13 protein-coding genes are annotated in these 12,657 nt (G+C 69.0%); 6 read left to right on the top strand and 7 right to left on the bottom strand.

Features of this window, described 5'->3' with window-relative positions; genetic code table 11:
* The first annotated feature begins 46 nt into the window (after positions 1-46).
* The 3 genes from BMY69_RS11880 to yccX are packed head-to-tail and all read left to right on the top strand — an operon-like array spanning position 47 to position 2,072.
* Positions 47-1,318, top strand: coding sequence for a YihY family inner membrane protein (locus BMY69_RS11880; protein WP_090055879.1), 1,272 nt, complete (start codon positions 47-49; stop codon positions 1,316-1,318).
* Complete coding sequence (locus BMY69_RS11875) at positions 1,315-1,797, top strand: TlpA family protein disulfide reductase (RefSeq protein ID WP_090178277.1); 483 nt, start codon at positions 1,315-1,317, stop codon at positions 1,795-1,797. Before BMY69_RS11880 ends, BMY69_RS11875 begins: the two co-directional genes overlap by 4 nt.
* 5 nt (positions 1,798-1,802) lie before the next feature.
* A complete protein-coding gene (yccX, locus tag BMY69_RS11870; protein ID WP_090178275.1) occupies positions 1,803-2,072 on the top strand; it encodes an acylphosphatase in 270 nt (89 codons plus the stop codon).
* A 34-nt stretch (positions 2,073-2,106) separates the two neighbouring features.
* On the opposite strand, the gene BMY69_RS11865 is transcribed toward yccX, so the two are convergent.
* Together BMY69_RS11865 and BMY69_RS11860 are read right to left on the bottom strand one after the other, a co-directional pair.
* Positions 2,107-2,547 carry a copper chaperone PCu(A)C gene (locus BMY69_RS11865; RefSeq protein ID WP_255364532.1) on the bottom strand — a complete coding sequence of 147 codons (441 nt, stop codon included), beginning with the start codon at positions 2,545-2,547 and terminating at the stop codon, positions 2,107-2,109.
* On the bottom strand, positions 2,544-3,158 hold the full coding sequence (locus BMY69_RS11860) for an SCO family protein (protein WP_090178273.1): 615 nt from the start codon (positions 3,156-3,158) through the stop codon (positions 2,544-2,546). The genes BMY69_RS11865 and BMY69_RS11860 overlap by 4 nt, the downstream gene beginning before the upstream one ends.
* Before the next feature lie 80 nt (positions 3,159-3,238).
* Between BMY69_RS11860 and BMY69_RS11855 the strand changes: the two genes are divergently transcribed.
* A complete protein-coding gene (locus tag BMY69_RS11855) occupies positions 3,239-3,619 on the top strand; it encodes a DUF423 domain-containing protein (protein ID WP_090178270.1) in 381 nt (126 codons plus the stop codon).
* A gap of 136 nt (positions 3,620-3,755) precedes the next feature.
* Here BMY69_RS11855 and BMY69_RS11850 read toward each other — a convergent pair whose 3' ends face one another.
* From BMY69_RS11850 to BMY69_RS11830, 5 genes are all read right to left on the bottom strand, one after another.
* Entirely contained in the window at positions 3,756-3,944 is a 189-nt protein-coding gene (locus BMY69_RS11850) for a type II toxin-antitoxin system antitoxin (protein ID WP_090054777.1), read from the bottom strand.
* Between the two features lie 7 nt (positions 3,945-3,951).
* Positions 3,952-4,818: an SPFH domain-containing protein gene (locus BMY69_RS11845; protein ID WP_090054775.1), complete on the bottom strand. Its 867-nt coding sequence runs from the start codon at positions 4,816-4,818 to the stop codon at positions 3,952-3,954.
* Positions 4,819-4,884: 66 nt separating this feature from the next.
* Complete coding sequence (locus BMY69_RS11840) at positions 4,885-6,372, bottom strand: transglutaminase-like domain-containing protein (RefSeq protein ID WP_090178268.1); 1,488 nt, start codon at positions 6,370-6,372, stop codon at positions 4,885-4,887.
* Between the two features lie 84 nt (positions 6,373-6,456).
* On the bottom strand, positions 6,457-7,974 hold the full coding sequence (locus BMY69_RS11835) for a transglutaminase domain-containing protein (RefSeq protein WP_175472818.1): 1,518 nt from the start codon (positions 7,972-7,974) through the stop codon (positions 6,457-6,459).
* 49 nt (positions 7,975-8,023) lie between these two features.
* On the bottom strand, positions 8,024-9,550 hold the full coding sequence (locus tag BMY69_RS11830) for a transglutaminase-like domain-containing protein (protein WP_177191151.1): 1,527 nt from the start codon (positions 9,548-9,550) through the stop codon (positions 8,024-8,026).
* Positions 9,551-9,664: 114 nt separating this feature from the next.
* Here BMY69_RS11830 and purT point away from each other — a divergent pair, with 114 nt between their 5' ends.
* Positions 9,665-10,846 carry a formate-dependent phosphoribosylglycinamide formyltransferase gene (purT, locus tag BMY69_RS11825; protein ID WP_090178263.1) on the top strand — a complete coding sequence of 394 codons (1,182 nt, stop codon included), beginning with the start codon at positions 9,665-9,667 and terminating at the stop codon, positions 10,844-10,846.
* Between the two features lie 83 nt (positions 10,847-10,929).
* Entirely contained in the window at positions 10,930-12,651 is a 1,722-nt protein-coding gene (locus BMY69_RS11820) for a hypothetical protein (RefSeq protein WP_090178487.1), read from the top strand.
* The last annotated feature ends 6 nt before the right edge of the window (positions 12,652-12,657 follow it).

Genomic DNA, 12,657 nt, shown 5'->3' with positions numbered 1-12,657 from the left:
TCGCAGAACTGACACGTGTTCCCAATCGTTCGGGATGAGGATGGACATGCCGCTGCGCATCGACCGCGACCGCGCGCTGAGTTTTTCGCGCTTCACCTGGCTGCGCTTCGTCGACGACAAGTGCTTCGAAACGGCGGGCGCCCTGTCGTACACGACACTGGTGTCGCTGGTGCCGCTCACGGTGGCCGTCTTCGCGATCCTTTCGGCGTTCCCGGTGTTCGCAGAGTGGCGGGGCGCGCTCGCCAACTACGCTTTCCAGAATTTCGTGCCGGCGACCGGCATGAAGATCCAGGAATACATGCTCGCCTTCGCCGACAAGGCGAGCCAGCTGACGGGCATCTCGATCCTGGTGATGCTGTTCAGCGCCGTATCGATGATGGTCAGCATTGAGGATCGCCTCAACCGGATCTGGCGCGTCCGCAAGCCGCGCGGCTGGACCTCGCGCCTGCTCCTGTACTGGGCCGCGCTCACGCTGGGGCCGATCCTCGTCGTCGGCGGCCTGGCGCTCTCCTCGTACATCGCGGCGTTCCCGCTGCTGCACGAGGCGGCGGACACGCTGGCGACGCAGAGCAGCCTGCTCAACCTGCTGCCCTTCACGATCACCTTCGTCACCCTCGTGCTGATGTACACGATGATCCCCAACCGCCGTGTCTCGTGGCGGCACGCGGCCATCGGCGCGCTGCTGGGTGCCATCCTGTTCGAGGGCGCGCGCTGGGGCTTCGCGCAGTTCATCCGCAATTCGCCGAACTACGAAGAGATCTACGGCGCGCTCGCCGCGATCCCGATCTTCCTCCTGTGGATCTACCTCTCGTGGATCATCGTGATCCTCGGCGCGTCCATCGCGGCGTCGATCTCCGCGTTCGAATACGTCGTGCCTCACGAGGCGCTGCCCGAAGGGGCGGAATTCATCGGCCTGCTGGTGGTGCTCCAGCATTTCGTCCATGCGCAGCGGACGGGGGAGAGCGTCGACCCCGCCATCGTGCGCGTGCGCGAGCCCTATCTGCCGTCGAGCGCGATCGCCTGCTATTTCGACGACCTGCAGCGCGCGGACATGATCCAGCGCGGCGAAGCCGGCGGCTGGCTTCTCACCCGCAGCCTCGACGCCACCGAACTGCTGCGCGTCTATCGCTGTACCCAGTACCGTCTGCCGCTGCATCCCCGGGAACAGGTCCAGCGTCTGGGAATCGTTCTTCCACCCGAGCTTCTCGGGTTGCTGGATAATCTGGCCGAAGCGCTCGACGCCACGCTCGGCGCGAGACTCGACGCCCTTTTTCCGCCCCCGCCGGTTCCGGTCCCCACCGAGGATTCCCCCGCATGATCCGCCGCCTGCTCGCCGCCGCCGCCCTCGCGACCGCTCTTCCCGCGTTCGCCGCGGACGACGCCAGGGTCTACCAGCTTTCCGTGAAAACCCTCGACGGCAAGCCGTTCGACCTCGCCGCGCAGCGCGGCAAGTGGGTGCTCGTCAATTACTGGGCGACGTGGTGCGTACCGTGCATCAAGGAGATGCCGGACATCTCGGCGTTCGTGAAAGGCCGCAAGGACGTCACGGCCATCGGTCTGGCGTACGAGGACACGGACCCGAAGGAGATCGAAGCCTTCCTCGGAAAGCACCCGGTGTCGTACCCCATCGCGCAGGTCGACGTCACCGCGCCGCCGACGGATTTCGGCGAAGCCAAGGGGCTGCCCACCAGCTGGCTGATCGCACCGGACGGTCGCCTGGCCAAACGGTTCGTCGGTCCCGTGACCGCCGAAAAGCTCAGGGACGAGATGTCGAAGCATCCGAACCCGAAGGGGTAACGATCATGCAAGCCACGCGTTTCGTCGTCAGGGGCAAGGTACAGGGCGTGTTCTTCAGGGCTTCGGCCCGCGAGCGCGCGCTGGGGCTCGGCCTCACGGGGTTCGCGAAGAACCTGTCCGACGGGAGCGTCGAGGTGGTCGTCTACGGCGAGCGCGGCGCGATCGAGTCCATGGAGGAGTGGCTGCGCGACGGCCCGGAGCACGCGAGGGTGGACGAACTCTACCGAGAGGAACTCTCGGTGCATGAGTTGCCGGAGGCATTCGACATCCGCTGAAGGTGTTCGTCCGCGCCGCTGCGCCGCGGCGTGGTCAGTCCGCCAGCCCCTTCGCGTTCGCCGGTCGCGCCAGGAAGGGCACGGCCAGTGTCGATCCGTCGGAAAGGGTGAAGGTCACGACGACCGTGTCGCCCGGCTTCACCGGGTGCTTGGGATTCATCAGCATCACGTGGTAGCCGCCCGGCGAGAAGGCGACCTCGCCCCTGGCGGGCACGGGCACCTCGTCCACCATTTCCATGCGGCCCATGCCGGTTTCCGTGCTGCTCCGGTGGATCATCGCCTCGCCATAATCCGCGCTGGTCGCGTCGGTGATCGAGACCTTGCCGTCGCCGGGATTCTCGAACGTGGCGTAACCGCCTGCCGGCAGGTTGCCGGGAAGCACGCGGATCCACGCGCCGGAAGCTCTCACCGTATCCGTCGCGTGGGCGGCGCCGGCGGCGAGGAGCAGGGCGGCGGCGATCGTGCGAACCATCATGGCGTGGACTCCATCGAAGTGAGCAGGTGCAGGTCGTGGACGATATCGTCCTGCGAGGCGGAGGGCGTGGCCAGCAGGCGCGCCTTGCCGTCGCCGTCGAAGATGTAGATCGCCGAGCTGTGGCTGACCTCGTAATTGCCGTCGCCCCGGTCGGGCTCGCGCGTGAACGCGGAGCGATAGCGCTTGGCCAGTGCCTCGACGTCGCGGTCGGAGCCGACGAGGCCGACGGCGCGCTTGTCGAAGGCGTTCACGTAGGCATGCATGACGGCCGGCGTGTCGCGCGCGGGATCGACGCTGACGAACAGGATGCGCACCTTCTCCGCGGGCGCGCCGAGGCGATCGAGCACGACATGCAGCTGGGTCAGCGTCAACGGGCAGACATCGGGGCAGTGCGTGTAGCCGAAGTACATCACCGTCACCTTGCCCTTGAAGTCGGCGCCGGTCACGGGCTTGCCGTTGTCGTCCGTGAGCCGGAAGTCGAGGTCGGGCAGGTGGCCGGACACATCGTTGAGGCGCCACTCCGGCTGTGGCTCGCGCTGGCAGGCGCTGAGGGACACGAGGGCGAGCAGGGCGATCAGTGCCAGGAAGACCCGGCGGGTGGACGGCGTCATGCGATGCTCCGCGAGATATCCTGCGCAGGATACGCCACCCGCCCGCGCGGGCAGGCGCCCCCGGATGAGGAATGCCTTCGATGCGACAACATGTCCCCCTGACAGAGGCCGTGCTCGTCGGCGCGGCTGGCGCGTCCGCCGTGGCGGTCGGTGCCTTCGGTGCCCACGCGCTGCGCGGCGTGCTCGGCGATGCCGCGCTCGGCACGTGGCACACGGGCGTCGAGTACCACTTCTGGCACGCGCTGGCGCTGGCCGTGGCGGTCGCGGTGCCGGCCGCCGGTCGGGCGCGTCGCGTGGCGGTATGGGCGTTCGTCGCGGGTATCGTCCTCTTCTCGGGCAGCCTTTATGCGCTCGCCCTCGGGGCACCGCGGATCGTGGGCGCGATCACGCCGTTCGGCGGCGTGGCGTTCATCGTGGGGTGGATCGGGTTGGCCATCGCCCTGCGCGCGCGAGCCACGTAGGAGCGCCTTGCGCGCGACATGTTTTGGGGCCGTGCGTTCCGGACCTGAGCGCTTCGCGAAACGATGTCGCGCGCAGGGCGCGCTCCTACGACGAAACGATGTCGCCACGGCGCGCGCCCCTGCGGATCGGTCGCTATCAGCCTTCCGGATCGTCGATCGGTTCGATGGCCCGCGGCTTCAGGCGTCCCGCGCGGCGCAGCGCGTCGCGCAGCACGTATTCGATCTGCGCGTTGAGCGAGCGCAACTCGTCCTCGGACCACGCCTGCATGGCCTCGAGGACGGTCGCGCTCACGCGTAGCGGATAGGCTTTCTTCTCGGCCGCCACGATCGGATCAGTTATAGAGCGAACCGGCGTTGACGACCGGTTGCGTGGCCCGGTCGCCACACAGGACGACGAGCAGGTTCGAGACCATCGCCGCCTTGCGTTCCTCGTCGAGTTCGACCACGCCCTGCGCGCGCAGCTGGTCGAGCGCGAGGGCGACCATGCCGACGGCGCCTTCCACGATGCGCTCGCGCGCCGCCACGATCGCGCCGGCCTGCTGGCGCTGCAGCATCGCCTGGGCGATCTCCTGCGCGTAGGCGAGGTGGCTGATGCGCGATTCGATGACCTGCACGCCCGCCTTGTTGAGGCGCGCCTCGATTTCCTGGCGCAGGTGGTTGTTCACTTCCTCGCCGTGGCTACGCAGCGACGCCTTGGCGTCGTCGTGCGCGTCGTACGCGTAGCTCTGCGCCATCTGGCGCAGCGCCGACTCGCTCTGGATCTGCACGAAGTTCTCGTAGTCATCGACGCAGAACACGGCCTCGGCCGTGTCGACGACCTGCCAGACCACGATCGCCGCTATCTCGATCGGATTGCCGTCGTTGTCGTTCACCTTCAGGCGACCGCTCTCGAAGTTGCGCACGCGCAGGCTCACCGGGCGGCGCGAGTAGAACGGGTTGGTCCAGCGCAGGCCCTCGCGACGCTCCGTGCCGGCGTACTTGCCGAACAGCTGCATCACCTGGCCCTGGTTCGGCTGCACCTGGAAGAAACCCTTGGCCAGGAACGCGAACAGCGGAATGAGCACGAAGGCGCCGGTCGCCGCCGGATTGCCGGCATGCGCGACCTGTCCGAAGACCCAGCCGGCGACGAGCACGATCGCGACGAGGAAGACGAGGATCGTCGGAATCCCCGGAAGGGATGCGGCGGAGCGTTCATTCATGACGGCGGTTCCCCCTGGAAGATGTGGGACTAGTTGATATCAACTTGATATCAGGTTCAAGTGCCGTCACGGCGCCTGGCCGCCCCCGCCCTGCGTCCCGCTGGCCGGCACCGGGATGTCCATGAGGTTCGAACCCGGCAACGCGCGTTCGATGCGGATGCTGCCGAGGGTGCTCATCGCGGCGAAGAATCGCCAGGGCTCGCCGCTTCCGGTGCCCATGGCGATATGGGTGGAATCGAAGCGGCGCTGCGCGGAGTCGAAGCTGATCCAGCGGTTGTCGATCCACGCCTGCGCCCACGCGTGCGGAATGAAGACGCGGTTCGCGCCGCCCATGCGTTCCGCGTAGACGATGCCGGTGACGACGCGTGCCGGGATGCCGAGCGCGCGTGCCATGGCCGTCAGGAGCACCGCGTGTTCGGTGCAGTCGCCGCGCCGCGTCGTCGCGGTTTCGAGCGCCGATGCGTATCCGACGTCCAGCCCCTTCGCGGTGATGTATTCGGAGAGGAAGGTGCGCATGCGACGCATGCGTTGCAGGTCGCTCCTCGCGTCGCCCGCGGCCCGTTTCGCCAGCGCGATCACCGGTTCCGCATCGGACTGCACCCAGGGATTCGGCGCGGTGTCCTCGGGCAGGGGGCCGGGCTCGTCGCTGTGCCGCGAGCCGAAGCCCACGTCGACGAGGTAGACCCCGTCGCCCAGCGAGTACACCTTCTGCTCGTCGGTCTGGATGAAGGGATTGGCGTGCTTGCCGCGCACGCTGATCGTGTAACGCACCGGCGCGACACGCAGCGCGGCGACCATGGGTCGCGGCGAGACGATCATCGCGGCGCGGAGCAGGTCGATGTCCTGGTCGGGTGCCTGCGCGCACGCGGCGTCGCAGGCGGCCATTTCCAGCCGGAACCCGAGCAGCGGCGCGACGCTGCGGCGGATGTATCCGTTGTCGTCGACCCAGATGTCCACGCTGTGGTCGGTGGCCGATCCGGCGATGGACTGGCGCAGATGGTGCAGCGTTTCCCGGGTCTCGTCGGGCATCGTCACCACTTCCCGGCCGATGACCGTCACGTCGACGTTCGCGACCTGTTGCTTCGTGGAGTCGAAGTTCCGCACGCGGTAGGTGGTGCCCGGTCGGAATCCCTCGCGGACGACGGTCAGGCGCTGGCCTTCCGCGAGCGTGGCGCCCGCAGGCCAGATGAGGAGGTCGATCTTCGACTGGCCGCCGACGGTATTGGAGATCTGGAACAGCCCGTCGTCGCGCACCTGGCCGGTCGCGAGGTTCTCCTGGCTAGACATCCGGGTGCTGGCATAGAAGGCGAGAGGGGCGCCCGACGCCGATTCCGTCGAACGCAGCTCCGTGCGAAGCGCCATCGGCGTCTTCGCCCGGGTCATCCGGAAATCGAGGACCTGACGGGTGACCACCCGGTCGGCCTCGACCTCGCGGTCGATACGCAGGCTGCCCACCTTGCGACCGTCGAGCAGGACGGTCATCCAGCGTTCCTCGGCCGGAACGGCCGTGGGAAGCGCGCACAGTACGGCGAGGACGGCCAGGCAGCGTCTCATGAGCGTACGTCCGGATTGTTGGGGACGCCCTCATCACAGCACGTTGGCGGCGCGAGTCAAGTGCCCCATTCGGCGTGGTGCGGCTCAGTGCTTCCCGTTCGACGGAGGTGGCTCCCTGGTGTTCGGCTCCCGGGGCAGGACCCGCTGCACGGGCGCAGGCGCCTTGTAGATCACGCCTTCGACGGGCGACACGCGATCGATCCTGATCCGGCCCAGCGACGCCATGGCCGAAAAGAACCGCCAGGGGTCGCCATTGCCGACGCCGAGGGCGATGTGCGTCGTGTCGAAACGCACGTTCGCGGAATCGAAGCTCACCCAGCGCCCGTCGATCCACGACTGCACCCAGGTGTGCGGCACGTAGACATGCGAGGCCTTCGCGAAACGGTCGGTATAGACCAGCCCGGTGACGATGCGCGTGGGGATGCCGAGCGAGCGGCCAAGCGCAGCGAGCAGCACCGCGTGCTCCGTGCAGTCGCCCTGTCGGGTGCGCAGCGTTTCGAGCGCGGACGCGTAGCCCACGTCGAGCGCGGTAGGCTGGATATAGCCGGACACGAAGCTGCGCAGGCGGAGCATGCGTCGCATGTCCGTATCCGCGCCGCCGGCCGCTTCGCCGGCCAGCGCGACGACGTCGGGATGGTTCGACTGCACCCATGGATTCGCGGCGAGGTCTTCCTTCGTCGGGCCGCTCTCCTTCTCGTGCGCGCGCGGCGCGCCGATCGTCACCTCGTACACGCCGTCGCCGCGCGACACGACCTGCTGCTCGTCGGTGACCGCGAACGGGCTGGCAAGGTCGCCCGACACGATCATCGTGTAGCGCGCCGCCTGCTCGCGCAGCGCGGGCGTGATGAAGCGCGGCGCCATCACCATCGCCGAGCGAAGCACGTCGACGTCCTGGTCGGGCGCGTTGGCGCAGGCTTCGTCGCACGCCATCAACTCCATGCGATGGCCGATCGATGGCGAGAGCCCCTTGCGCATGTTGCCGCCGTCGTCCACCCACAGGTCGAGGCGCTGGGCTTCGCCCGATCCGGCGAGGCTCTGGCGCAGGTGGTGCAGGCGCTCGTCGCCGCCCGGCAGCTCGACGATCTCGTCGCCGACGACCTCGACGTCGAGCGTCGCGACCTGCTGCTTGGTCGGATCGAAGTTACGCATCGTGTAACGATGTCCCGCCGCGAAGCCTTCCCGCACGATCGCGAGGCGCTGGCCTTCGCCCAGTCGCGCACCCTCCGGCCAGCTCAGCAGGCCGACCGATGTCTGTCCGCCCACGCGGGTCGTGACCTGGAATCGGCCGTCGTCGCGACGGTGCCCCTCGATATGCGTTTCCTGGCTCGACGAGCCATTGCGCGAAACGAACGCGAGCGGTTCCCCGTCGGACGACTCCGTGGTGGTCGTCGCACTGCGGATCGTCAGGGGTGCGGAGCCTCGGGCGACACGAAGTTCGATCGTCTGCGAGGTACGCACGTCGCCGTCGCCGGCGTCGCGTTCGAGCTGCATGTTGCCGACCTTGCGGCCGTCGAGCGTGACGGCCATCCAGGTCGTCGTCGCGGTCGCGTGCGTCGCGCCGATCGACAGCAGGCAAAGCAGGGTGGCGATCCGTCGTCTCATGGCGCGTGTTCTTTCTGTCGGGTGGTTCATCGGTTCGGGTGCCGTGCGATCAGGGTTTTCCGCCGCTGGCGGGCACGTTGGTCGGCGGATGGTAGGGTTCGGGCCGGTTCATGCCCTGGAAGGGGTCGGGACGCGTTGGCATCTGGCGGAAGGGCAGGTCCACCCTGCGGATCGTGATGGAGCCGAGCGCGCCGAGCGACGAGAAGAATCGCCACGGATCGCCGTCGCCGACGGCGAGCGCGATGTGCGTGGCGTCGAAACGGCCGATCGCGGAATCGAAGCTCACCCAGCGATCCTTGATCCACGCCTGCACCCACGTATGCGGAACGAACACGCGCGACGCGCCGGCGTAGCGCGGCATGTACACGAGGCCCGACACGATGCGCGTGGAAATACCGATCGCCCGACCCATCGCGGCGAGCAGCACCGCGTGCTCGGTGCAGTCGCCACGGCGCGTCTGGAACGTCTCGAGGGCCGACGCATAGCCTACGCCGAGGTCGTTGATGGCGATGTAGCCCGAGACGAAGCGGCGCAGTCGCGCCATGCGGTCGCGGTCGTTGCTGGAACGTCCCACCACTTCGCGCGCCGCCTCGACGATCTCGGGCGCGGTCGACTGCACCCACGGGTTCGGCGCGGCATCGCCGGGCGTGGGACCGTCGCCGTCCTTCCGTACCTGCGGCGGTCCGATCGTCAGCTGGTAACCGTAGTCGTGCGCCACGACCTCCTGTTCGCCCGTCTCCACGAACGGATTGCGTCGATCGCGCGGTACTTCGATCGTGTAACGCAGGGCGGCGTCCGACATGTCCCGCGGGATCGTCCGCGGCGATCCGACCATCGCGGCGCGCAGGATGTCGACATCCTGGTCCGGCGCATGGGCGCAGGCCTCGTCGCAGGCCAGGAGTTCCATGCGCTTGCCGAGCACCGGGCGCACGCTGCGACGCGTGTCTCCCCGGTCGTCGACCCAGATGTCGATCGCGGCGCCCTGTGGCCGCGCCGCGAACGTCTGGCGCAGGTGGTGGAGGGTTTCGTTGCCCGATGGCAGCTCGACGACCTCGTCGCCGACCACGGTGAGCGCGATGTCGGCCACCTCCTGCTTCAGCGCATCGAAGGTTCGCATCGTGTACGTCGTGCCGCCGGCGAAGCCATGGCGCACGATATCGAGACGCTGGCCTTCGCTCAGCAGCGCGGCGGTCGGCCACGTGAGCAGGCCCACCGAGGCCTGCCCGTCGACGTCGCGCGACACCTGGAACGTGCCGTCCGTCCGCGCGAAGCCCTCGACCGTCGTCGTCTGTCCCGCGGACGTCGCACTCGCGGTGAACGCCAGCGGTGCGCCGGTGCGGGATTCTTCGAACCGTCCTTCCGTGCGGAGTGGCAGTCCCGTCTTCCAGCGCATGAGGCGGTAGTCGAGAACCTGGGTGGTGACGACGCGATCGCCGTCGACGATGCGGTGGATCTCGGCATGCCCCACCTTGCGGCCGTCGATCGTCACGGCCATCCATGTCCCGATGTCGGCGGCATGCGCCGTCGACACCGCGAGAAACGCCGCGATGACGGCGAAACGGGGTCGCGCGCGCACTCGTCCTTGATGACCGGGCATCCACGCATCACAGCGCATGCGGTCGCGGGCGTCAACCCGCATTGCACTCGGTCGGGCCGGTACAATGCCGCCATCCATATCGAGGACCGCTCCATGAAGACCTTCGGCACGCCGCACTCCCACACCGCGATCAGGGTGCTCCTCCTTGGATCGGGCGAGCTCGGCAAGGAGGTCGCCATCGAACTGCAGCGGTTCGCGGTCGAGGTCGTCGCCGTCGATCGCTACGCGAACGCACCCGCGATGCAGGTGGCTCATCGCAGTCACGTGATCGACATGCTGGACGGCGCCGCGCTGCGCGCGCTGATCGAGGAGGAGAAGCCCCACCTCGTCGTGCCGGAGATCGAAGCGATCCACACGCCGACCCTGATCGAGATGGAGAAGGAAGGCCTCAAGGTGATCCCCACCGCGCGCGCCGCGTGGCTCACGATGGATCGCGAGGGCATCCGCCGCCTCGCCGCCGACGAACTGCACCTGCCCACCTCGCCGTTCCGCTTCTGCGATACGCGCGAAGCCTTCCTCGCCGCGGTCGCGGAGCTCGGCACGCCGTGCGTCGTGAAGCCGGTGATGAGTTCGTCCGGCAAGGGCCAGAGCGTCGTGCGCACGCCGGGCGATGCCGCTGCCGCGTGGGACTACGCGCAATCCGGCGGCCGCGCGGGGAAGGGCAGGGTGATCGTCGAGGGGTTCATCGACTTCGACTACGAGATCACGCTGCTGACCGTGCGCCACCGTGACGGCGTATCGTTCTGCGCGCCGATCGGACATCGCCAGGAGGACGGCGACTATCGCGAATCGTGGCAGCCACAGCCGATGAGCGACGCGGCGCGCGCCGACGCGGAGCGCCAGGCCGATGCGATCACCGCGGCGCTCGGCGGCTGGGGCGTGTTCGGCGTCGAGTTCTTCGTGCGCGGCGACGAGGTGATCTTCTCGGAGGTCAGTCCCCGTCCTCACGACACCGGCCTGGTGACGCTCATTTCGCAGGATCTTTCCGAGTTCGCGCTCCATGCGCGTGCCATCCTCGGCCTGCCCGTGCCGGAAATCCATGCGTTCTCGCCCGCCGCGTCGTGTGCCGTCCTGGTGGAGGGCGAAGGCCTCGCGCCCACCTATCACGGCATCGCCGACGCGCTGGCGGAGACGGGCACGATGTTGCGGATCTTCGGCAAGCCCGAGGTCCGCGGCCGTCGCCGCATGGCCGTGACGCTCGCCCGGGCCGGCACCGTCGAGGAAGCCCTCGAGAAGGCGAAACGTGCCGCCAGTCGCATCCGGGTGGAGCTCTGACGCGTCTACCGCCGCCCTGAGTCCTCAACGGCCGTTCACGGCCGGATGTTAAGCTGCCATGCTCCTATGGACGACCGATGGCCATGAGCGGACGCAGAGACCACCACGATCGCGACGCGCGCGCGCGCACCGAACCGACCCTCGGCCGGCTCGACGACCTCGACCGGCCCGCGTCGCCGCCCGACGACGGGCTGCCGAGCATCGTCGTCGACTCGCCTCGCCCGCGCAGTGGTGGCGGCACGCCTCCGTCGTCGCGTGGCACCCGCGGCCCGCGCCGGCGTGGCTGGCTCATTCCCGTTCTCGTGCTCGTGCTGATCGGCGCGGTCACGGCGTTGTGGCTGCAGCAGGATCGCCTCCGCGGCATGGTGCCGGCCACCGAGCTCAACGACACGCTGGCGCAGGCGAACCACGCGCTGGAGACGGGGCACCTCGACGGCACGAACGGCGACAGCGCGCGCGAGCTCTTCGAGAAAGCGCGCGATCAGCAGCCCGATAGCGACCAGGCGCGGGATGGACTGCGTCGCGTCGGCCAGGCCGAGATCGCGCGGGCGGATGCGGCGCTCCAGGCGGGGCGCCTCGACGAAGCCGAGGCGGCACTGAACGTGGCGCGCGAACTGCTCGGCGGCGGCAGCGATGTCGAACAGCTGGCACAGCGGCTCTCGCAGGCGCGCAATCCGCAGGATCGCACGGAGTCGCTGATCGACCAGGCGCAGAAGGCGTTCGCCGCGGGCCGGCTCGATGGCGACGACGGGGCGGGCGCGCTCTACCGCCGCGTGCTCGACGCCGACAAATCGAACGCGGTGGCCGCGCGGGGCCTCGACAAGGTCGGCGACGGTCTCGCGGCGCAGGCGCGACAGGCGATCGCCGACAACGACAGGACGAAGGCGAATGCCCTCGTCGATCGCATCGCCATCCTCGTGCCGGGTTACGGCGACCTGCCGTCGCTGCGGGCCGCGCTCGCCGAAACGAAGAAGCAGGACGACCAGGCGGTCAAGGCGCTCGTGCAGCAGGGCAACGACGCGATGCGCGCCGGCCGCTTCACGGGCAACGGCGACGACAACGCGCTCGCACGGTTCCGCGCCGCGCTCGCGGCCGATCCCGACAACGCCGAGGCGAAGGCGGGTCTGGGCCAGGTCGCGCAGGCCCTGATCGTGCAGGCCAACGCCGCGCTCGACAGCGAGGACGACGACCAGGCCACGCGGCTGCTCGACCAGGCCGAAAAGCTCGCGCCGAAATCGGCCGAACTCGCCGCCGCTCGCGCGCGCATCGCTGGCGGCGACGTGAAGACCCGGCAGTCGAGCGGCGCCGTTCGCGCGGCGGACGACGGCGGCGACCTCGCGCAGGCTTCGCTCGCGGTCAGTCCCGAACAGAAGGCCAAGGTGGCCGAGCTCGTTCGTCGGGCGCAGTCCGCCGCCTCGCGCGGCGACATCATGGATCCGCCGGGCGACAGCGCGTACGACCTCTACCGCAACGCGCTTGCCATCGACGGTAACGACCCCGCGGCGCGCGCGGGCCTGCAGGGCCTGCCCACGCAGGTCGAGAAGCAGATGCAGCAGGCGGTGGCCAACGGCAACGTTCAGCGCGCGGAGAATCTCTACGCGACGCTCGCCGATCTCGCGCCGGGCGACACGTCGCAGGGCGAACTGCGTCACCGGCTCGGTAGCGCGTGGATCGACAACGCGCTGCAGCGCGCCGGGCAGGGCGACCGCCAGGGTGCGTTCCAGGCGCTCGACCGCGCCCGCCGCTACGCGCCGGACGATCCCCGCCTGCAGAGCGCGTACGAGCGCATCGCGACGGGCCGGTGAGGGGTG

The organism is Luteibacter sp. UNC138MFCol5.1 (assembly GCF_900110505.1).
GTDB lineage: Bacteria > Pseudomonadota > Gammaproteobacteria > Xanthomonadales > Rhodanobacteraceae > Luteibacter.
This window is presented reverse-complemented; position numbering and strand designations above follow the sequence as displayed.